Source organism: Methanobrevibacter millerae (assembly GCF_001477655.1).
Taxonomy (GTDB): domain Archaea; phylum Methanobacteriota; class Methanobacteria; order Methanobacteriales; family Methanobacteriaceae; genus Methanocatella; species Methanocatella millerae_A.
Map to the genome: position 1 here is coordinate 545,001 of NZ_CP011266.1, position 19,031 is coordinate 564,031.

The window sequence follows — 19,031 nt, forward strand, 5'->3', positions numbered from 1 at the left end:
GCAGAACTTTATCCGAAAGTTCAGTCATGATATTTCATCGATTCATGAAGTAGTTCTCTTTACTTTTGTCATATGGTGAATTATTGTGTGTTATCATTTTATGTCGCTTAATCTTAGTCCAACTCATTTTAATTAAATGATTCTCTTGTTTAGGACCAGTTAGTACCCATTTTCCACGATGATATCCATCATCGTATTCTGGGAAATATTTTCTTTTAATCCATTTCCAACCTTTATTTTGGTGCAAACGGCGCAAAAACTTATATATTTTGTTCCATATATAGTAATCCATATCAGAAAATATCTTTTTAGCAACAGTAGGTTTCCAATAATTGGCAGTGCCAATTATTAAAGGGTTTAAAGAGTCTATCAGACTGTCCACGTTGTCTCCGTGATGCCATCTGACTCTTTCAGACACTTTAGCTTTAAAATTTTTGATACTATCTTTTGATGGTTTAATCAAACATTTTAAACCTTTATTAGTTTTATATTGTCTGAAATTGAATCCTAGAAAATCAAATCCTTCAGAAATGTGTGTAATTTTAGTTTTATCTTCTGCAAGTACCAATCCTCTCTCGGAAAGGTAGTTTTCAAGAATTTTAGGTACTTTTTCGATGTCTTCTTTAGTTCTTGCGAAAATAACGAAATCATCGGCATATCGAGTAACACGATATTTTCCTTTAGTTTCATAAAATTCTTTGGTTTCACCATTTCGTATTTGAGTTCTCTTCTTGTAAGAGATGTTTAAATAGTCTTCAAGTCCAGTTAAAGCAATATTTGCCAGTAAAGGTGAAAGTAATCCTCCTTGAGGAGTACCACTCGTGGTCCTATTAAACACACCATTATCAACGTATCCTGCTTTTAAGTACCTTTCTACCAGTTTAATCAATGGAAAACCTCTAATTTTACTTAAAATAAACTCGTGAGATAAATTATTGAAGCAATCTTTAAAATCACCTTCAAATACTTCACAAAATTTATTGTTGTGGATAATGTTAAATATTCGTTCTACGGCGTCATGGACTCCTCTTTTCGGCCTAAACCCATAACTGATGGGTTCAAAATTGACCTCCATTTGAGGTTCCAATGCCATGCGAATAATTTCTTGATAAACCCTATCAATAACAGTAGGAATTCCCAAAGGGCGTAATTTACCATTTTTCTTACGAATATAATGTCTATACGCAGGTTTAGGAACATGTTTAGATATATTCCTAGTTTTGAGTTTATCAACTAATTCTCCACGTTGTTTATCAGTTTTGATGACTTTTCCATCGATTCCAGGTGTTCTTTTACCTTTATTAATTTGTGTAACACGTTTAACTGCCATTAAAATGGCAGATGTACTTCTCACCAATATTCTTTGTAAATCTCGTACTTTTCTTGAATCTCCTATGCTTTCGGCATGATATATCCGTTTCTGTAACTTATCTATATACTTCTCGACCTTGTACCAATTGATACAAGACCAATCCGTAGCGTATTGTGCTGTGGACTCATAAACATCATTGTTTTGAGCGTATCTCATCTTATCACTAATCCTTTGAATAAATTACTTATTTTCCGTTTTATATTCACGTTTTCCACCAATCAGAAGTCTGCCATGTTATCCATGCCACACACGAAGGTGTGGTATCCATTATAGTTATTATTCCCACTATTTCCTATTGTCTTTCGACTGTTAATGGCTTTTGCTTTCTCTGATATCCATTACCTCCCAAGGAATTAGGCTTCATTTACAATCCGCTTACTCACAGATAGTTGTGAGATCTTGTGAGGCTTACCAAGTTGATCTACTTCAGAAGCGAATGAATTAAGGTTCAATCTATACTCCGGCAAATTACTGTAAGGTTATGACTAAATAATCACGTAATCATTGATTATTTCTATGAATTTGCTATTCAATAGTAGTTAAATTAAGTTTAACGTTGCATTCTACCTATTGGCTTGATTTACGAAGCTTACAATTGTTCACTTACGTTAACCTTTTTCACTCTTTCCCTAGCACATAAGTACAATGAATGCTTTATACTTATTTATGCATAATATCATGCAACCTCATAATCAATTACTCGATTATGAGTTTCAATGGGGAAAATCCCGTCATAACTGGGATTGAAATAAGATTTCACTGATTTAAATGGGAAATAGACCCTAGCTTGTCGCACTATTACTTATCAAATGCTCTAGGAAAAAACCTATTTTTTTAGGGGTAATAAATATGATTATGGATAAAAAAGACGAGCTAATAGTTAAAAATTTTTGTTATGAACGTGGACTTAAGGATGTTACAATAAAGAGTTACACGACTGCTATTGGACTTTATTCCCAATTTCATGAGATGCCCTTCCATGAATTATTGGATGAGGCTGAAAGGGAAGAGCAGGAAGGTGTCAAATGGAAACATTCTATGTTGAGGTCTAGACTTCTGGCATTTAGAAATCATTTGCTGGAGAAAGGACATCTTGCTAATACCGTTAAAGGTTATACTAGCAGAGTCCGAACAGTTTATGAAGAAGGATATGACATTGAAATTGGCAGAATGCCAAAGTTAAATCAGAAAAATGTTAAAAAAGCCACACCTATTTCTTATAATGATTTGCCCGATAAGGAATTGATAAGGCATGTTTTAAAAATGGTTAATCCTTTAATGAAGGCCATTATTTTATTCATGACCAGCAGTGGCTGTGCTAAAAGGGAAACTTTAAATTTGACTATTCAGGATTTTATAGATGCTACCTATGAATACCATCAAAAAAGTGATTTTGATGATGTTCTCGTAGAATTATATGGTAGAGACGATATTGTTCCATCCTGGAGTCTAAGAAGGCAGAAAACCAACAAATATTATACTACTTTTTCAAGTCCGGAGTCTACAGCTGAGATATTGCACTATCTGGTAATAGATGAAAGAGAATTAACCAATTCATCTAAGCTGTTTAATATCACTTCCACCCATCTTAATAATACGTTTGGAAAAATCAACAATCAGTTAAAGCTGGGTAAAGCAGGTGCATATAATAAGTTTCGTTCTCATATGTTAAGGAAATTTCATGCCAGTCAATTGTATAATGATGGGCTTAGTATGGATGAAATTGATGAACTTCAGGGACGGGGTAAAGACCAGACCAGAACTTCCTATTTCATGGAAGATCCTTTACGATTAAGAAGTAAGTATATTGAACATTTGGGTGCTCTAACAATTAATGTTGATGTAGAGAAATTATCTTTTAAATCTCCAGAGTTTATGCAAATTGAAAATGAAAATAAACGTTTAAATGAAGAATTGGATAAACTCAGGAGTGATATATCTATTATCAAAGAAGCTTTAGGAAATAGTCTTGAATAGATTATTTCCATTTTATACATTTTACTATTTTTTCTTATTTTTTACTGAACACCAATTTTAAAAACATCGGCGATTATTTTTTGAGGGTAAACAATTTAATATAAAAACTGTTTTTTCATTGAATATTATTCAAAAAAAGTAAAAGATAAGTTTTATATATTCAAAACACCAAATCTATGATTGGGTCTTATGAGTGAGGACAATTCTTACGAGTGAGAACAATTCTTATGAGTCGGGACAATTCTTACGAGTGAGAACAATTTTTTTTGTAAGGCTTAAACTATCAATTTAGTGAGGTAAAATATCAATAAAACATGAAAAAAATGTAATGAGAAAAAAGAAGATCTTAAACCATATAAAAAAGGATTATAATATTAAAAAAATATTTATATGGAAAACGAGCTAATAAATATTATTTTTTAATATAATCCTAAATTATAGGGCCAGTAAGAAAAATAGAAATAGTAAACAGAGTCGCCAAACTATGTTAAAATTAATACTTTTCAAAACTTAACCCAATATTTAGTTTATTTTAAAAACTATATAAAGATTTTCAAATTGAAAAAATCAGTGCTTATCTTATTCTAAATATGTGGTAAAGAATGAAAAATTATTTTTACCGACTCGCTATTTTTACTTTTCATACATTCCTGGCCAATATGATTAAGATTTTCAAAAATCATTTCTCTCTCAATTACTTACTGAAATAATAATTGGGAGGTGAAAAATATGGGGTCGCCAAAATATGTATGAACTAAAAAAATCAATAAACCAAAGAATACGTAAAGAAACCATTGTTGTCCATAACTTTCAGGCTCTTGAAGAAGCAATTGCTGAAATTTCAGAATCTGAAAATATTAACAATGAAAGAAAATTCTTTGCTTTATATGAAATAAGGATATCGAAACTGGATTCATAGATTTAATCCATTAGATTGTAGAACTATAATTTTAAAAACATTCAAGGAGTCGCCAAACTATGTTAGAACAGGATGTAAATGGAGTGCCTCATGTTTTAGTTCCAAAAGAGGTATGGGATAAAATATGGGACGTTTTTGATAGAATTGAAAATGTGGGTGAATAGAATGAATAGCTATTCCACATTTGTAGATGATTGCATTAATGAGGTTGATCAGATGACATCCTCCATTAATCAATTCGAAGACAATTACCATGGCATCTTAACCCACAACGGTGAGATTAAAGTTGCCAAAGGTGATGTAGAACAAAAAATTCTCCACATTGATGATAATGGCACTGTATTAGTTAAAGGTGCAAAAAGTTCCTACTCTACATTAATACACGCAAAACTGTTGCCATTAATTAATTATGCAACTAAAGGAGATACAGCATTCATCAAATTCAGAAGGGGTGAAGCTTTTATTGTTGGATTTAGGAAAAAGAAAAGAGTTGATTCACATGTCTAAACCGGCCAGACTATATCCTAAACCAGAACCAGTCAACATTAATCTAAAATTAATTTTGATTGGAAGTATATTATTTGCTTTAGTATTGGGTTGGATTGGAATTGCAACCAGTTATGGGGGGTTCTAATAGGAACTCTCCAATCTTTATAGGAAGTGAAAAAATGGTAAAAGCAGAAATTATAGAAAATTCAGAAGTCTCTAAAGAAAACGGATTAATAGCTGCAGATAATGTTCCTAATGTTGATGTGGCTATTGAACAATGGGACGCATATCAAAAACTATGTAAAGGATTATTGAATGAAACGGATTATCAGGAAATCATTGTAAAAGAAAAGGATGAAAACGGAAACTATATTAAAGTCAAAAGGCACTTTAAAAAGAAATCAGTATGGCAAAAACTCTCACGTGCATTCAATGTCGACACTTCAATTGTAGATCGTGACATTGAAAGAACCAAAATGGGCAGAGTACGTGAAGCTTATTACTGCGTTAGAGCAACTCTTCCAAATGGACGCAGCGTAGAATCAGACGCTTTATGTTCTCGCTCAGAAAAAGGAAAAGACAAAGTCTCAGATCACACCATTATGTCCACAGCTAAAACACGTGCAACTAATCGTGCAATAGCTGAACTGATAGGTGCGGGAGAAGTATCAGCAGAAGAAATGACAGCTGAAAAAGCAGTTGAAAATCAATCAAAATTTTTAAAAGAGGACAATAGCTAAATCCTCAATTTATATTTTTTTAGGAGAAGGATAAAATGAGTTTTAATGACAAACAGACTATCTTCACAGGTACACAATTAGATTATGAAGAAATTGTAGAAATTCCGGACGGATATGAAAAAGCAGAATTGAAAGACTTCGGAGACGGCAAACTATTGGCGGGAAGGCCAGAAATGTCTTCTGTTACTTCTTACACATTTGACGATGATGGGGAAGAAAAAACAGTCAACAGATTCAAACTATACATCTTTCAGGATGATGAGCAGTTATATATTGAAATCAATGTAAACCTCAAAAACGATGGAGACATTCACAAAAATATCAGAAAAGGAAGTGTACTATTTGATTTTATTACCAGCATTCTTGAATTGGAAAATGCAGGTTCAGTCGGCAAATCAAACATCATCAAAAACGTTAATCTTAAAGAGTACCGTGAATTCGTAAACAGATTAGGTGAAATGACGATACAGGTTAAAGAAAAAACTGGAAGCTATGTCTATTACAGTTTCATTGTACGTGATGTCCAAGTAAAATAAACGAATAAATGGAGCAAGCTCAAAATGGCTACCGGTAAAGCACTGTTAAAAAAATACATTAAAGAAACACATAAAAAAGAGATTGACAAACTCAAATCTCAAAATAAACAGTGTAAAGTCAGTATTGATTATGATGATTTAAATCAATTCCTGATTGATCAATCCGGGAAAGATTTCTGGAAACATAAAATATATGAGTTCATTAATCAGATGGATGAATATTTCGATACTGGCAACGTTACCTTAAAATTCATAAACGTGCCTGAAAGAGATAACCTCCATGATTTGGATGCTACATATAACAATGAATGGATAAGCACCAAAGCAATGATTAAAAACATAACTGACGTCCGTGTTGATTTAAAAACTGCCTGTTATCTTTGCAGAGAATGTGGAAAACGGCACTTCTTGCACATCTCCAACCCCACACAGCAAACAAGGGTTCCACCTTTTTGTGATGGTTGTGGTGCAAGAAGCAAATCCATGAATTTTGATAAAGAAACAAGTATTTACAGGAATTATAGATTATTGAAACTTGAAGAACCATTGGAGTTAAGGAGTGGAGGTTCAACAAGAGAATTTAAAGCTATTGTTTTAGATTTTCTTGCATCTCCATTCACTAATCTGAAAGTAGGTGATGTTGTTAATGTAACTGGCCTTTTCAAAATTGAACCTAGAAAAATTAAAGGCCGAAGTGACGGATTTGAGTTCATAATTCATGTTCACAACATTACTCCTGTAGATGATGTTTTTGAAGATTCAAGGATTAGTGAAGAGGACATTAATGAAATAATCAACCTGTCTAAACAGGATAATGTTTTTGATTTGTTGTGGAGGACTTTAGCTCCTGAAGTTTACGGTCATGAAACTATCAAGAAAGGTTTGATACTTCAATTATTTGAAGGAAATAGGCCGATTTCTGATGTGTTCAAATCCGAGAATATGGACAGATGGACAATACATATCCTATTAATTGGCGATCCTGGAATCGGAAAAAGCCAGTTAATACAGGCTATGAAAAAACGTGCACCTAAAAACATTACTATAAGCGGAACCAACACATCACAAGCAGGATTAACGGTTTCGACCGTAAAAGATGAATTGACCGGAACTTGGACAATGGAAGCCGGTGCAACAGTACTGGCAGATACTGGTGTTTTATGCATTGATGAATATGATAAGCTTTCCCCTTCAGCACAGAAATCACTTAACGAACCCATGGAACAGTCAAGTGTTTCAAGTGCTAAAGCGGGACTGGTACAAACAATGTCTGCAAGAACATCAATACTTGCCGGTGCAAATCCAAAATATGGCAAATTTGACAGATATAAATTATATCGGGACCAATTGGAAATACCAGAATCCAACTTGTCCCGTTTTGATTTGATATTTGCCCTTGAAGATGATGTGGATAAAGAAAAGGATTCTAAACTTGCTGATGCATTGCTTAATAAAGATTTCATCCTTGATGAATCTGAAACAATAGCTATTGATCTATTTAAAAAATACATAACATGGATTAAAGCCAACTGCTTTCCAGTATTGAGCAGAGATGCAAAAATACTCCTTAGGGAGTTTTATGTTGATACAAGAAAAGTTGCTTCACAGACAAGTGACGGAAAACCCATAACTGCAAGGGATTTAAAGGCTTTGGAGAGATTAACAATAGCTAGAGCAAAATGTGAATTTCGCTCCGAAGCTACAATCAAAGATGCAATTGAAGCTATTGACATTTACAAAGAAGCATTAAAGGGTTTAGGATTATCATTAGCAACAGCAGGTGAGTTATATGGAGTTCATTCACAGGATGAATTAAGTGTTATTTCTGATATGGAAAATATGATTAGAAATAATATCGATATGGAAGGGGGCATGTTATCTTCTGAATCATTGAGGCATTTGGAAATTGAATGTGGCATGTTATGTCATGAAAAAGGTATAAATCGAGAGGGGATTTTTGACATTGCATATGAGAATGTGAAAAAAACTCTTTAAGGGAAGTTTTGAAATCATGGTCATATGGTCATTATGCCCATATGGTCATAATATTTCAAGACCCCTGAAACTTTTTTGAGAATTGAGTATTAATAATGGAGGTAAAATGTATGACTAAAAAAAGTTTGAAAGTTAGTATTGAAGAAGAAATTTTAGAAAAAGCAAAAAATCACATACCTAATCTATCTGGTTTTGTTGAAGAATGTTTAAAACATTACTTGGGTTATGTAAATGGAACATACCCTATAGGAAACATCAATGAAATCACAGACAACATCGGTAAATTACAAGTAGAACTATTTTTAATCAATCAAAACTTTGATGCTGAAGAAAGTAGATTGGAAGTTGAAAATTTTGAAAAAGATAAGGTCTGGAGATTTCTGTGGAATGATTACAGGGTAAGATTAATTCCTGATGATGCATTAATGAAAAAAGCTATTGAAGTATTGAGAATAGATGAAGAAGAATTAGAAGATATTCTTGATTGGGTTTATGAAACGGATATTGATGTGGATACTAATTCATGGCAAGAAGTGTTGAAATTATATTGTGAAAACAATGAATTAGTTAATTATTAATTTGAAGTTTTATTAAAAATGATAACATAACAATTTTAAGGTTTAAACAGACCAATTTCATCTTTAAATCTATTTTTTATTTCTTCAGTAGTTATTTCATTGTTTTTAAATTTTTCATATAATTTTAAAAAAGGTATGGTTGTAATAATTAATGTTTCATATTTTTCTTCTGCTTTTTTTATAGTTGTTTTATCAACCTCTTCACGTTCATAAGGGTTCTTTTTAATAAATGTATTAATAATTAATAAAGGTTTAATTATTTCTTTTATATTATTTTCATCTAAATAATCTTCCCTATCTGTAACATGATCATCTAATTGTCCAAGATGTCCTTTTTTTACATTACTATTAACACCTTTTATTTCACCAATAAATGTGATATCATTAAATTTTATTAGAAAATCTTCTTTATAAACATCTTTAAATTCAGATAAATCGTAATCAAGCATTTCTTCTAACATTTTAAAAACAATTTTTACTAAAGGTTTTCCTTGCTTATACAATATTGATTTGTAATAATTATTTTCTTCAAGTTTATTTTCTGCAGTGTTAATTTCTTCTTCTAACAATTGTATTTCTTGTTTTCTTTGTTCAATAAATAATTTTTTTTCTTCATCATCAAACATTTCAATTTCATCAAACCAGTTGGGAATATCAATAATATCTTTAGGTTCAATTTCTTTGATAAAATGAATAATATCTCTATTATTTTCTAAATTTAAAGTTGTATATATTATATTTTTATATTTGATTGTTGTTGCATTATCATTAGTATTTTTAGTGATTATTTCACATGAATTATGATTAATATCTAAATAAAAATCAGCACTTAATTCAGCATTATCCATTTTTGTTTTATTTTTTTCAAATATTAATTCAAAAGGAGGTGAATTAAAATATAATTTTAAAAATTTATAAATCATATTTAGTTCATCTTTAATTCCTCTCTGCTTGCTATATTTATTTTGGGGTAGTATAACTACAATTTCACTTGAGTAGGGTTTGTTTATACGTGCTTTTATTGAATAAAAATCATCAGCTTTTTCAAATATATCATATTGATATTTGAATATATTGGGATTATTCAAACAAATTAAGTTATAATCAAATGTATCAAATGCTTCAAAATGTGTTATTTGATTAATTATTATGTCTGGAAAGTTATCTTTATTGATTGGAGGATATTTTATTAATTGAATTTTTGGAGTCATATTTATCTATTTATTTTTATATTTTCATTAATCTTTTCACTAAAGTTCAGAATATTTAATTAAAAAATTATTAATCAAAAAAGAAGAAAAAAATGGAAAAACTTGTCACTTCACCAAGTTTTCCATATAAAGAAATATTTATTTTAGATACCCTTTACATTAATTCTTTTTTCTCTTGCAAATTCCTTATCAAAAGTAACTAAATAATCCAAATTATATTCCATTACTGTTACAATCATGCCAGAATCCGTAAAGCTTAGTTTACCATCAAATTTATTAAATATTTTAATAGTTTTTGAATTATAATGGGGTATCGTATGTTCATTTATAATTTTAAAGTTATCTATCATGAAGTAATACATTGTTTCTGCTTTTTCAGCATCCCCTTTTAAATTAACAACATTAACAACTTCTTCTATTACATTATCTCCAATATAACAATCTTCAGATAATAAGTCTCTAAGTTCTAATGCTTTTTCTTTATTACTATCGTTTTCTAACGCTAATGCAATTATAAATGAACTGTCGAAATAATATTTTTTCATTTCTTATATACCTCTCTTTTTAATTCAACACTATTTGTAACCTCTTTTGTTTTAACAATACCAATTATATCCTCTATATTGACTTTGTTTCTGAAGTTAACTTCTGGTTGCCCATCATCAGTTATTCCCCATTCTACAATAGTTTCATCATTTATATCAAAAGCTTCTCTCATCTCTTTTGGGATGGATGTTTGGAAGTTTTTATATATTTTTGTATTTGCTACCATCATATTTTTTCACCTCATATCTCACATATCTTTCATATCATTGCATCTTAAATTAATCATAAAATATTAATCTGTTAAATTATTGCTAAAACATTAAAGTTTACAATAGCGTTGGTTATAATTATAAATTCTGTTATATATAAATTTATCTGTCAATTAAAAATTTATGATAAAATTAGGATTAACAGAAATTCAAAACTATAAAAAATACATCGAGTTTTAATCTTATTTTTTATTTATCTTTATTACCAAATTATTTATTACTTATTTTATATAAAAAATATAATAAATATTATAATAAAAGATATATTTCAAGTTAAACATTAATTGGAAGTGATTATTATGGGTGTTGCTAACTTTATTAAAACTAGATTATTGAATAATCGTGTAGAACAATACAACACAAAACGTAGCTATTGGGGTGAAGATGAAAGACAACCTAGAACTGATGGAATCAATACTGGCCTTGATCTAATTGATGCGCTTCCACCAGTAATTAATAAGACAATAGCTAATGCACGATATGCCGTTAAACTTGACGGATATACTTCAGGAATTTTGAAAAACAGGATTGATAAAGCTAATGTTAATATGGTATTGGTGGACAAGGACAATAAACTCTCACAGGAACAGAAATTAACTTTAATATTATGGGCCAGAAAAATCGACATCAGCCAGGTAGCAAAAAACATCCTGCAGGGAGGAATGGTTGATGGAGAGGGTTTAATTAAACCGGTTGAACGTTGGGATAAGGATATCGGCAAATATATTAAACCAATATTTCTAGAAATCGGTGCTAAAGGCTATGGATTAAAAAAGGAATTTAATGATGATAATGAAGTGCAGCTATTCCTGCATGAAATGCCTAAAGATGTTGTTAATGGCACTCCTGAAGACTTTAATAATTTTGTAAGCGTTGAAGAAGGAAAATTAACAGTTAAATATGACGCTGAAGAAGTTATTAACTTTATGTATAATGAAATATACTGTGAGGCTCAAAGCATTATCCTGAATTGCTTAGATGATATTTATCATAAGTGCAATCTGGAGAGAAATCAGGTGGAGAGAATTAATAAGGATAATATTATTGAGGTTAAGCCTTCACTTGATGCTAACGGTCAACCTATAATTACTGAACTTTCAAGCACTGCTAAAGAAAATCTTTATTCAGATTATGGAACTACTGCAGACAGTAATGTGGCTATTGTACCTCCAGGAATTGAATCTAAAATACTTGGGGGTAACAATTACCAGTCAGACTATACTAGACAGACTGAAATCTTTAGAAATAATATTTTAAGAACTTTTGTAACACCGCAGTCTCAGGCAGGTAATGAAAAATCAAACCAGAATGTTGCAGAATACATTAACGATTCGGCTATTACAGGTTTCATTGTTAATGTAGCCAATGACCAGAAATGGGTTTTAAAGTACTGCAATGAACTATTAAATCGCCAATTGGAGTTAATGGGTATTAAAGATACGTATAATGTTTATTTTAGCTATTCAAGAGATGATGTTGTTAAATATATAATGGAGTTATCAGCTGAAGGTGATGAAATATATGAGAATTATTTAAGTAACTTTGAAGAGGAACAGCCTGTAGGTGAAAGGATTGTAAGTGATAGTGGAGCCGAAATATAATATATATTTATATAAAATAAGTAATAAAATATATAATAAATAATATAATAAAAAGTGATAATGATGAGGCATGAACTTTTTGAAGTCGGATCATATGACTATTCCGATCTGGACAATCGACTTGACAAACCTGTTGAATGGACTGAAGATGATCTAAAGCTAATAGCTGAAAACTACCGTGGAGGAATTCCTTTAACTTCTGAGCATGACAATATCTATGTCGGTATTGGAAACAATATCTCTTATGAAAAAGGTAAGCTATTCATTGAAGTTCCGGATGAACTGGATATGGAAGGAAAAGGTCTGTCCCCTAAAGTTGATGTCTTGCTGAAAGATAATGGAGATTCATTTGGAATTGATACTATGAGCTTAATAGATGTTGGTGTAACTAAAAACCCTAGAAAAATTACTTTATTGAATTCTGAAATAACTGAAGATGTTGGAGAAACCAGAACTCATGAGCCACAACCTCATCCTCCCAGTAAAGATGCTAATGTAGCAACTAGTCTGTTATTGGAGAAATTGCAGGGCAAGGATGCAGAAATTGGAAAGCTTCAGGATGAAATAAATAGCTTAAAGGAAGAATCTGAAAAATATGATGAAATAAAAAAAGCTATTGAAGAAAATAAGGAATTCATAGACAGTAAAGATGAAATCCTAAAAGAGTTATCAGAACTCAGAAAAGCCGAAAATGAAAGAAAAATAAAAGAGTACGAATCTAAATACAACTTTAACTATAATGAAAATGCACAGGATAAGGAAATAATTGATAAACTATTGTCTGGTGATGTTGATATGGAACTGATGGAAAAACTGGCAGAGAGAAGAATACAAATAGAAGCCAGTAATGACGGTTCAACGCCTGGTGGAAGAAATCCTGAAAATTCTGGAAATGAGGGAGAAGTCGGTGAAACCGGCAGTACATCTGATGAAAATGCACCTTCCTTTACTACCCGTGAAGAATATAATAAGATTTTAAAGGACATGGGATTCAACAGAACTAGAATATAGCTATGATGGTGTATTTTTGTTGCTTTTTACACTGGAGCTAGATTTTTCATGAATCCCTCGTTATTTGATGGGGAAGTGATTTTTTATACATTTTCTCACTTCTCCTGATATGCTGTATTGATACCCTTAATGCCTAATTAATGGGGGACAAGCCCTCATTTTAATTGCCCATGAGTGCCAATACAAATTAATTTAAGTTTACAAAACTTAACCCGAACCGACCGATAAATGGTCGGTTCTTAAATTTGACAAATTTAATAATTCCAAACCATAAACTCGGAACAGGGGGACAAGCCCCTGTTCCTCGAAACTTGATAGTACATTAATTGGGGGATCTATAGTATAGGCCTTTCGCTAACGCTCAAGGCGTCCAGTTCGACCTATGGTCGGACGGAACATCGAGATAAGATTGAAAATATTATTTTTATTTTGTAGAGTGGATTACGGAACCGACAACTGGTGTCGGTTCCTTATTAAGTATATACTCGCCAATTCTATTCGCCCCCACCTATACCATGCCTTCCACATATGCTTCCCTTTGGTCAGCATAGGGTCGGCATGGTTATGGTGGGGGCGAATTGGCTCGTTTATAACGTGCGGTATGGAAGTTGGATTTGATTTGAATAAAATTAGTATTTAATCAATAGGTCAAAAATTATTTCTTCATGGAATCCAAATACAACTAATTATTTTCGATATTTTGTTTAAGATTGTTTATTAATTTTAATATTTCAATTAATCTTTCGTTATCTTGATTAAAATAATTTAAGAAAATTTCATATTCATTCATATCTTTAACATATTCTTCAAATTCCATTAAAAACCAAATTAAACTATCACAAACTGATTTAATAACATTCCTATCATTTTGTGTAATTTCACTAATATTTTCGTGGATTAACTTATTTCTTTTTTCTTTAATATAATAAATTCTCATTTGATATGATTTGGGATACTTGTAGTGTTTAAGTATTTTTCTCATATAATTTATCACATAATTATCTGATCTATCAATGCCATTCTTAATTATTCTTTCACTTAACGTCCAGAATTTAAGAAATGATATATCTAAATCAGCCTCATTTGATGCTTTGTAATATAATATCAGATATTCATTTATTTGATAAATAATTTTTTTATTTTTGGATCTCATTAAAATTTTATAAAAATCATATAATAAATTTGTATTTGAAAATTTAATTAATTTTGATTTTTCATATGTTTCACTATCTTTTAAAATACAATATGAATTAAATTCATCGCCAATAAAAGTATTATCTTCATTCAATTCATGAATTGAAGAAATTTTTATGTCAGATAGATTATAGTCTACACTTAATGTATTTGCTCTAAACATTTTAACATTTTTTCGAAATAAATGTAAGAATGATAAATATCCAAAAAATAAATATACTCGATTAATTGCTTCTTTTTCCATCATGTAAAAACTTTTTCCTTTTGCAATATATTCCAGCATAATATATTCAGTTTTAAAATCTTTTCTTAATTTTTCATCTTCAAAAGATAAATTATTTGGATTAAATATCTTTAAATTAAATAAATGCAACATTTCACAAAATTTATCTTTGATTGAATCTATTAATTCAATATTTGTGTAAAAAATAAATTTTATTTTAAAATTATTTGTTGTTTTTGAAGAGTGGGCTATTTTATTTATTTCAACTAAAAATTCATTTAGAATATCCTCATCGTTTTGATATTTTACATTATTCAATATCCTAAAAATATGTATTATAAATTCTTTTTCAGTGATTTCATCATTCATTTCATTTTCAAAAGTTGTAGTCTCTTTTAAGTATGACCAAACAAGATTTTGATAATATTCTATATTTTTGCTTGTTGACAAACGTCCGTCTTCATCTTCATCAATAATCTTTGATCCTTCAATTAATGTTTCTTTCAAAGATTTCAAGTGAGAAGATTTATTTTCTTTAAATTGAATTGGTTGTTTAGCTAATTTTAAAAAGACTCCACAATGATTGCAGTATTTTGAATTTTCAGGTATGTTTTTATTACCGCAGTTTTCACATGATTGCATATTTTAGGGTTTATTATTTATGATATAAATTGCTATTTATTTTTCTTTATTTACCGAAAGAGTTTATCTATTACAGATAGGGCTGTTAATGTTGTTCTTAATCAAACTTCATGATATAGATAATTGTCTGTGAAAACACTTTTTAAAAGTGGAATCATTAATGTTAATATTACTTTTTTTATTATATTATTTATATAAATAAGATAATAAATATTAATCATGACATTAATTAAAGAATTACAAATCAATATTTCAATGAGTAATTTCACTGAAAGGAGTAGTAGCTATTCCTCAAATTATGATTATATATTGTTAGATTCTCTAGCTGGTAGTTCTTATTCAAGCTTATTCCGAAATGATTTGAAAAATCTAAAAATCAAAACATTGGATGGGACAAATTGTCCAGTACTATATCTTCCAGCTTATGAATCTAAACCTGCAGTTATTCTTGTTAGAATTCCAGTTGCTGAAATTTCACAGACAACTAAATTAATTTTAGCAGTATATGATAAGTCAACTACATTTTCAAGTTCACTTTCTACTTCTGGTGAGGTTCAATTTTTTGATGCAAATAGTGATACATACTCAGATTTTTTTGAGTCATGTTCTGGTTTAAGTGTTGAATATGATTCAATTGATTCGGGAAATGTGATACGTTCACGTTTTGTTCCAATGGATGTCTCATGTTTATGTACTAAAAATTTATCAGGCCAATCATGTGCAAATGGCAGAGTAGTTTTTGCCAGGTTTAAAAGGGCTGGTGGAGCTATTACTACTTATGATTCTTTTAACTATCCATATGGCAGTGATGAACTATTAATATCTGTATTTATGCAAACAGATTATAATTTAACACCATATCATGAAGATATGAAATTTAGTTCCATAATAACTGGACAAGAGAAAGACTATTGTTTACTTGATGGTGTTAGTGATTTAGTAATGTCTTCTTCATGGGATGCATATAATTCAGGAACTGATGAGGAAGGGGACTGGAAACAATACCATTATCATATGAGAGCAGGAACGGGATTTTCAGTTAGTTCTGATTATTTGGAAGGATTTAGTAGAAACAATCCAGCACATATTCATCAAACAAGTTATGATGAAGTAATGATTGATGCAACATTTTATGAAGATTCTGAATTATCAGATTTCAATTATTTGGATTTAAAATGGCTGCTTGTATTTCCATCCCCATTATTTGCAGCTAATGGTATTCCAACAATAACAGTTACAGAAAAAGATTCTAAACATGGAATTAGATTATATAAAGGAATCCATGAATATCCTAAAGCCTATAAAGGAGCTATATTATTGTGGGATGCTAATGATGAGAATTTAGAAGATACCGGACTGCATCTGCCGGATAAAATAATTAATCATAACTGGGATTGGGTGTTTTAAAATGATTATTGATTATGATGGCGGAAGTACAATAGGACACGGACGTGGATATCCAACAGGATTGGAACATTCAGAAAAAATGGATGTTATTGCATGCCTTCTGGATGAGGGCGAAAGAACCTATGTTAATGAAGAGCATACTGCATGGATTTCTTCTGATAGATGTGCAGTCGGTGAAATGGTAACACTGGATGAATCTTCATCAATGGAACATACAATAGTTAGAAAAGCCAAAGAAGGGGATTTGGCTTTCGGTTATCTTTTAGGTAAAGTACAGGTCAAAACTTCAGGACTAACATTGGTTACTGTTGCAGTTTTAGGTGATGTTTTCAGATTAAAACTCAAAAGACCAGCACCAAAGGAAATACTTCCAAACACCAGAATCTACATTGACGGTGACGGTGAATGCAATCCGGTCGAAGGCCATGATTTAAGACTATTATCCATTGTTAACCTAACGGAAAACACATCAACCAATTACATTAGGGTATACAGACAGATGTCTGAGATTGAAATGTATCCGGAATCTCAGAACTGTATTGATCTTGCAGATTGCAGTTTTGAACAGGATGAAATAACTCATGTCGTTAATATGATCATACCTTCAGAATCAAATATTATGGCTCAGGCCAATTATGTTAAGGATAATGATGGTGTTACATATTGTGAGCTTCCTGATGTGGCTATTGTCAATAATGTCAGATTTGTATGGGAAGACAATAAACTGTACATGGAATGGGAAGGCTGTGATGACGGTGAAAAAGTATACTTTATATAAATAAAATAATAAAATATATAATAAAGTAGATAATAAAATATATAATATTATAGAGAGGTTTTAACATGACAATAAGGAAACTGGTAGGAACTTTAGAAAATAAAGGACCATACATTGACACATCAACAGGCCACTGGTTCTACTGGAACGGCACCAAATACGTTGACAGCGGATATCCTTATGCCGTTAAACCAATAATATCATTTAAAATAGAAAATGGTATTCTCTATTATTCAATCACTTGGGAGGCACAATGAAATACATCAAATACTTTGAAACTTTAGAAGAATACGAAACCTGGATAAACGTAGAAGAAAACGCTCGTGAAGTATACGAAAATGAAGAAAAGATTTGTGTTGACGGAGTAATTTTAAGTCATACTAATGATGAGGCGATAGCAGATGATATATGAATGGTTAGAAAAGAACAGAAAAGACATTGACATATTAACATCATTCTTAGTTACCGTTATTCCCATTATCATGTTATACTCAGAATCTTTAGGCATTAGTGAAAATACTGTTCCCTACTGCATCCTCATGATAGTGTTAGGAATAGCCAGCCATTACGCAAGTAGGATAAGAGGCGAAGGAGATGTTGAATACGCTAAGAAAAAAGCTAAAACAGTATTGGGATACCCTCAAGGAGAATAAAATCCTTTTAAGAATAATATTAAGTTGATGATTATGAACGAATTAAAAAAGAAGATATTCATCTGTAACTTTACCAAAACAATTTCAAGTGCTGTTTTAACAGCAATAGCTATCAACATTATCATGACTAATGCAACTAAATGGAGTTTAATTGAAGGTCTATTACCATTTACATTAGCTATCATTATTGTCGCATCAATTGATTATTATCAGTATAGATGTGAGCGTGAAGACAAGATAAATTTGGAAGATTTGGAGTCAAGAATCCAAAAACTGGAGAACGAATAAGATGGATAAAAATATTTTAATTGCAGTCCCGACCTTTGAAAACATCAAGCCGGAATGCTTTAAAAGCATATATGGTCTAACAAGGCCTGAGGGTTATAACCTATGCTTTGATTATGTAGCAGGCTATGACTGCGCCAAGGCCAGAAATCAGATTGCTAAAAACTCAATGGCCGGAAACTATGACTATGTATTAATGGTAGATTCAGACATTCAGCTACCGTCAGATGCTTTAGTCAAATTATTGGAATGTGAATCTGATATTGCTCTTGGATGGTACTACAGAAAAAGAACAAAAACAGATCAGACAATAATCTACACCTTCGGAAAAGACTTCAACGATGACAACTGCATCAAAGGAAGAACAATGATTCATGAAGTTCCAAGGCCAATTGAAATTAAAGGAGGAGGACTGGGAATTGCATTAATCAAAGTAGAAATCTTTGAAAAACTCCAATATCCATATTTCAAGTTCGTAACTTATCCAAATGATTCAGTCCTGTCAGAAGATTTATATTTCTGCAATTTAGCTAGTGAAAATGGTTATAATATAAAATGCAATCCGACTGTAAAAGGAAATCATATATTTGAAATATTAATGTGAT

At 30.9% G+C, this 19,031-nt stretch carries 22 protein-coding genes; 17 read left to right on the top strand and 5 right to left on the bottom strand.

What is annotated here, in order from left to right; translation table 11 throughout:
- Window positions 1-34: 34 nt before the first annotated feature.
- On the bottom strand, window positions 35-1,528 hold the full coding sequence (ltrA, locus tag SM9_RS02090; protein ID WP_058738564.1) for a group II intron reverse transcriptase/maturase: 1,494 nt from the start codon (window positions 1,526-1,528) through the stop codon (window positions 35-37).
- Between the two features lie 693 nt (window positions 1,529-2,221).
- Here ltrA and SM9_RS02095 point away from each other — a divergent pair.
- The 8 genes from SM9_RS02095 to SM9_RS02120 all read left to right on the top strand — a co-directional run bounded on the left by SM9_RS02095 (window position 2,222) and on the right by SM9_RS02120 (window position 8,606).
- Entirely contained in the window at window positions 2,222-3,349 is a 1,128-nt protein-coding gene (locus SM9_RS02095; RefSeq protein ID WP_157064636.1) for a tyrosine-type recombinase/integrase, read from the top strand.
- Window positions 3,350-4,094: 745 nt separating this feature from the next.
- Complete coding sequence (locus SM9_RS11855) at window positions 4,095-4,268, top strand: hypothetical protein (RefSeq protein WP_157064638.1); 174 nt, start codon at window positions 4,095-4,097, stop codon at window positions 4,266-4,268.
- Between the two features lie 165 nt (window positions 4,269-4,433).
- Entirely contained in the window at window positions 4,434-4,775 is a 342-nt protein-coding gene (locus SM9_RS02100; protein WP_058738565.1) for a hypothetical protein, read from the top strand.
- Window positions 4,768-4,902 (top strand): hypothetical protein, encoded by a 135-nt coding sequence (locus SM9_RS12465; RefSeq protein ID WP_269744795.1) that lies wholly within the window; start codon window positions 4,768-4,770, stop codon window positions 4,900-4,902. Before SM9_RS02100 ends, SM9_RS12465 begins: the two co-directional genes overlap by 8 nt.
- A gap of 34 nt (window positions 4,903-4,936) precedes the next feature.
- Window positions 4,937-5,497, top strand: a complete 561-nt coding sequence (locus SM9_RS02105; RefSeq protein ID WP_058738566.1) for a hypothetical protein — start codon at window positions 4,937-4,939, stop codon at window positions 5,495-5,497.
- Between the two features lie 35 nt (window positions 5,498-5,532).
- Window positions 5,533-6,033, top strand: coding sequence for a hypothetical protein (locus SM9_RS02110; protein WP_058738567.1), 501 nt, complete (start codon window positions 5,533-5,535; stop codon window positions 6,031-6,033).
- Window positions 6,034-6,057: 24 nt separating this feature from the next.
- Window positions 6,058-8,028 (top strand): ATP-binding protein, encoded by a 1,971-nt coding sequence (locus SM9_RS02115; protein ID WP_058738568.1) that lies wholly within the window; start codon window positions 6,058-6,060, stop codon window positions 8,026-8,028.
- A gap of 110 nt (window positions 8,029-8,138) precedes the next feature.
- Window positions 8,139-8,606: a type II toxin-antitoxin system CcdA family antitoxin gene (locus SM9_RS02120; protein ID WP_058738569.1), complete on the top strand. Its 468-nt coding sequence runs from the start codon at window positions 8,139-8,141 to the stop codon at window positions 8,604-8,606.
- A gap of 35 nt (window positions 8,607-8,641) precedes the next feature.
- Here the strand turns inward: SM9_RS02120 and SM9_RS02125 are convergent, their stop codons facing one another.
- The 3 genes from SM9_RS02125 to SM9_RS02135 all read right to left on the bottom strand — a co-directional run bounded on the left by SM9_RS02125 (window position 8,642) and on the right by SM9_RS02135 (window position 10,592).
- A complete protein-coding gene (locus SM9_RS02125) occupies window positions 8,642-9,817 on the bottom strand; it encodes a hypothetical protein (RefSeq protein WP_058738570.1) in 1,176 nt (391 codons plus the stop codon).
- Between the two features lie 143 nt (window positions 9,818-9,960).
- Window positions 9,961-10,362 (bottom strand): PIN domain-containing protein, encoded by a 402-nt coding sequence (locus SM9_RS02130; protein ID WP_058738571.1) that lies wholly within the window; start codon window positions 10,360-10,362, stop codon window positions 9,961-9,963.
- Window positions 10,359-10,592: a hypothetical protein gene (locus tag SM9_RS02135; RefSeq protein ID WP_058738572.1), complete on the bottom strand. Its 234-nt coding sequence runs from the start codon at window positions 10,590-10,592 to the stop codon at window positions 10,359-10,361. The genes SM9_RS02130 and SM9_RS02135 overlap by 4 nt, the downstream gene beginning before the upstream one ends.
- 339 nt (window positions 10,593-10,931) lie before the next feature.
- Here SM9_RS02135 and SM9_RS02140 point away from each other — a divergent pair, with 339 nt between their 5' ends.
- Both SM9_RS02140 and SM9_RS02145 read left to right on the top strand, forming a co-directional pair.
- Complete coding sequence (locus SM9_RS02140; protein ID WP_058738573.1) at window positions 10,932-12,233, top strand: hypothetical protein; 1,302 nt, start codon at window positions 10,932-10,934, stop codon at window positions 12,231-12,233.
- A 63-nt stretch (window positions 12,234-12,296) separates the two neighbouring features.
- The gene (locus SM9_RS02145) at window positions 12,297-13,244 is read left to right on the top strand and encodes a coiled-coil domain-containing protein (RefSeq protein ID WP_058738574.1); all 948 of its coding nucleotides are present in this window, start codon (window positions 12,297-12,299) and stop codon (window positions 13,242-13,244) included.
- A gap of 682 nt (window positions 13,245-13,926) precedes the next feature.
- On the opposite strand, the gene SM9_RS02150 is transcribed toward SM9_RS02145, so the two are convergent.
- The gene (locus SM9_RS02150) at window positions 13,927-15,303 is read right to left on the bottom strand and encodes a zinc ribbon domain-containing protein (RefSeq protein ID WP_058738575.1); all 1,377 of its coding nucleotides are present in this window, start codon (window positions 15,301-15,303) and stop codon (window positions 13,927-13,929) included.
- A gap of 219 nt (window positions 15,304-15,522) precedes the next feature.
- Here SM9_RS02150 and SM9_RS12260 point away from each other — a divergent pair, with 219 nt between their 5' ends.
- From SM9_RS12260 to SM9_RS02185, 7 genes are all read left to right on the top strand, one after another.
- Complete coding sequence (locus SM9_RS12260) at window positions 15,523-16,710, top strand: hypothetical protein (RefSeq protein ID WP_232299151.1); 1,188 nt, start codon at window positions 15,523-15,525, stop codon at window positions 16,708-16,710.
- Between the two features lies 1 nt (window position 16,711).
- Window positions 16,712-17,488 carry a hypothetical protein gene (locus SM9_RS02165; protein ID WP_058738576.1) on the top strand — a complete coding sequence of 259 codons (777 nt, stop codon included), beginning with the start codon at window positions 16,712-16,714 and terminating at the stop codon, window positions 17,486-17,488.
- 65 nt (window positions 17,489-17,553) lie between these two features.
- Entirely contained in the window at window positions 17,554-17,745 is a 192-nt protein-coding gene (locus tag SM9_RS02170; protein ID WP_058738577.1) for a hypothetical protein, read from the top strand.
- Window positions 17,742-17,900 carry a hypothetical protein gene (locus tag SM9_RS11860; protein WP_157064640.1) on the top strand — a complete coding sequence of 53 codons (159 nt, stop codon included), beginning with the start codon at window positions 17,742-17,744 and terminating at the stop codon, window positions 17,898-17,900. Before SM9_RS02170 ends, SM9_RS11860 begins: the two co-directional genes overlap by 4 nt.
- Complete coding sequence (locus SM9_RS02175) at window positions 17,890-18,141, top strand: hypothetical protein (protein ID WP_058738578.1); 252 nt, start codon at window positions 17,890-17,892, stop codon at window positions 18,139-18,141. Before SM9_RS11860 ends, SM9_RS02175 begins: the two co-directional genes overlap by 11 nt.
- A gap of 33 nt (window positions 18,142-18,174) precedes the next feature.
- Window positions 18,175-18,429 (top strand): hypothetical protein, encoded by a 255-nt coding sequence (locus tag SM9_RS02180; protein ID WP_157064641.1) that lies wholly within the window; start codon window positions 18,175-18,177, stop codon window positions 18,427-18,429.
- A 1-nt stretch (window position 18,430) separates the two neighbouring features.
- Window positions 18,431-19,030 (top strand): hypothetical protein, encoded by a 600-nt coding sequence (locus tag SM9_RS02185; protein WP_058738580.1) that lies wholly within the window; start codon window positions 18,431-18,433, stop codon window positions 19,028-19,030.
- The last annotated feature ends 1 nt before the right edge of the window (window position 19,031 follow it).

Bases quoted from the DNA above. Each gene is read 5' to 3' on its own strand.
- SM9_RS11855 (WP_157064638.1), top strand. From the start codon at position 4,095: ATGTATGAACTAAAAAAATCAATAAACCAAAGAATACGTAAAGAAACC.
- SM9_RS02185 (WP_058738580.1), top strand. From the start codon at position 18,431: ATGGATAAAAATATTTTAATTGCAGTCCCGACCTTTGAAAACATCAAG.
- SM9_RS02125 (WP_058738570.1), bottom strand. From the start codon at position 9,817: ATGACTCCAAAAATTCAATTAATAAAATATCCTCCAATCAATAAAGAT.
- SM9_RS11860 (WP_157064640.1), top strand. From the start codon at position 17,742: ATGAAATACATCAAATACTTTGAAACTTTAGAAGAATACGAAACCTGG.
- SM9_RS02120 (WP_058738569.1), top strand. From the start codon at position 8,139: ATGACTAAAAAAAGTTTGAAAGTTAGTATTGAAGAAGAAATTTTAGAA.
- SM9_RS02180 (WP_157064641.1), top strand. From the start codon at position 18,175: ATGAACGAATTAAAAAAGAAGATATTCATCTGTAACTTTACCAAAACA.
- SM9_RS02110 (WP_058738567.1), top strand. From the start codon at position 5,533: ATGAGTTTTAATGACAAACAGACTATCTTCACAGGTACACAATTAGAT.
- SM9_RS02115 (WP_058738568.1), top strand. From the start codon at position 6,058: ATGGCTACCGGTAAAGCACTGTTAAAAAAATACATTAAAGAAACACAT.
- SM9_RS12465 (WP_269744795.1), top strand. From the start codon at position 4,768: ATGTCTAAACCGGCCAGACTATATCCTAAACCAGAACCAGTCAACATT.
- ltrA (WP_058738564.1), bottom strand. From the start codon at position 1,528: ATGAGATACGCTCAAAACAATGATGTTTATGAGTCCACAGCACAATAC.
- SM9_RS02150 (WP_058738575.1), bottom strand. From the start codon at position 15,303: ATGCAATCATGTGAAAACTGCGGTAATAAAAACATACCTGAAAATTCA.
- SM9_RS02130 (WP_058738571.1), bottom strand. From the start codon at position 10,362: ATGAAAAAATATTATTTCGACAGTTCATTTATAATTGCATTAGCGTTA.
- SM9_RS02135 (WP_058738572.1), bottom strand. From the start codon at position 10,592: ATGATGGTAGCAAATACAAAAATATATAAAAACTTCCAAACATCCATC.
- SM9_RS02170 (WP_058738577.1), top strand. From the start codon at position 17,554: ATGACAATAAGGAAACTGGTAGGAACTTTAGAAAATAAAGGACCATAC.
- SM9_RS12260 (WP_232299151.1), top strand. From the start codon at position 15,523: ATGACATTAATTAAAGAATTACAAATCAATATTTCAATGAGTAATTTC.
- SM9_RS02145 (WP_058738574.1), top strand. From the start codon at position 12,297: ATGAGGCATGAACTTTTTGAAGTCGGATCATATGACTATTCCGATCTG.
- SM9_RS02100 (WP_058738565.1), top strand. From the start codon at position 4,434: ATGAATAGCTATTCCACATTTGTAGATGATTGCATTAATGAGGTTGAT.
- SM9_RS02140 (WP_058738573.1), top strand. From the start codon at position 10,932: ATGGGTGTTGCTAACTTTATTAAAACTAGATTATTGAATAATCGTGTA.
- SM9_RS02095 (WP_157064636.1), top strand. From the start codon at position 2,222: ATGATTATGGATAAAAAAGACGAGCTAATAGTTAAAAATTTTTGTTAT.
- SM9_RS02105 (WP_058738566.1), top strand. From the start codon at position 4,937: ATGGTAAAAGCAGAAATTATAGAAAATTCAGAAGTCTCTAAAGAAAAC.
- SM9_RS02175 (WP_058738578.1), top strand. From the start codon at position 17,890: ATGATATATGAATGGTTAGAAAAGAACAGAAAAGACATTGACATATTA.
- SM9_RS02165 (WP_058738576.1), top strand. From the start codon at position 16,712: ATGATTATTGATTATGATGGCGGAAGTACAATAGGACACGGACGTGGA.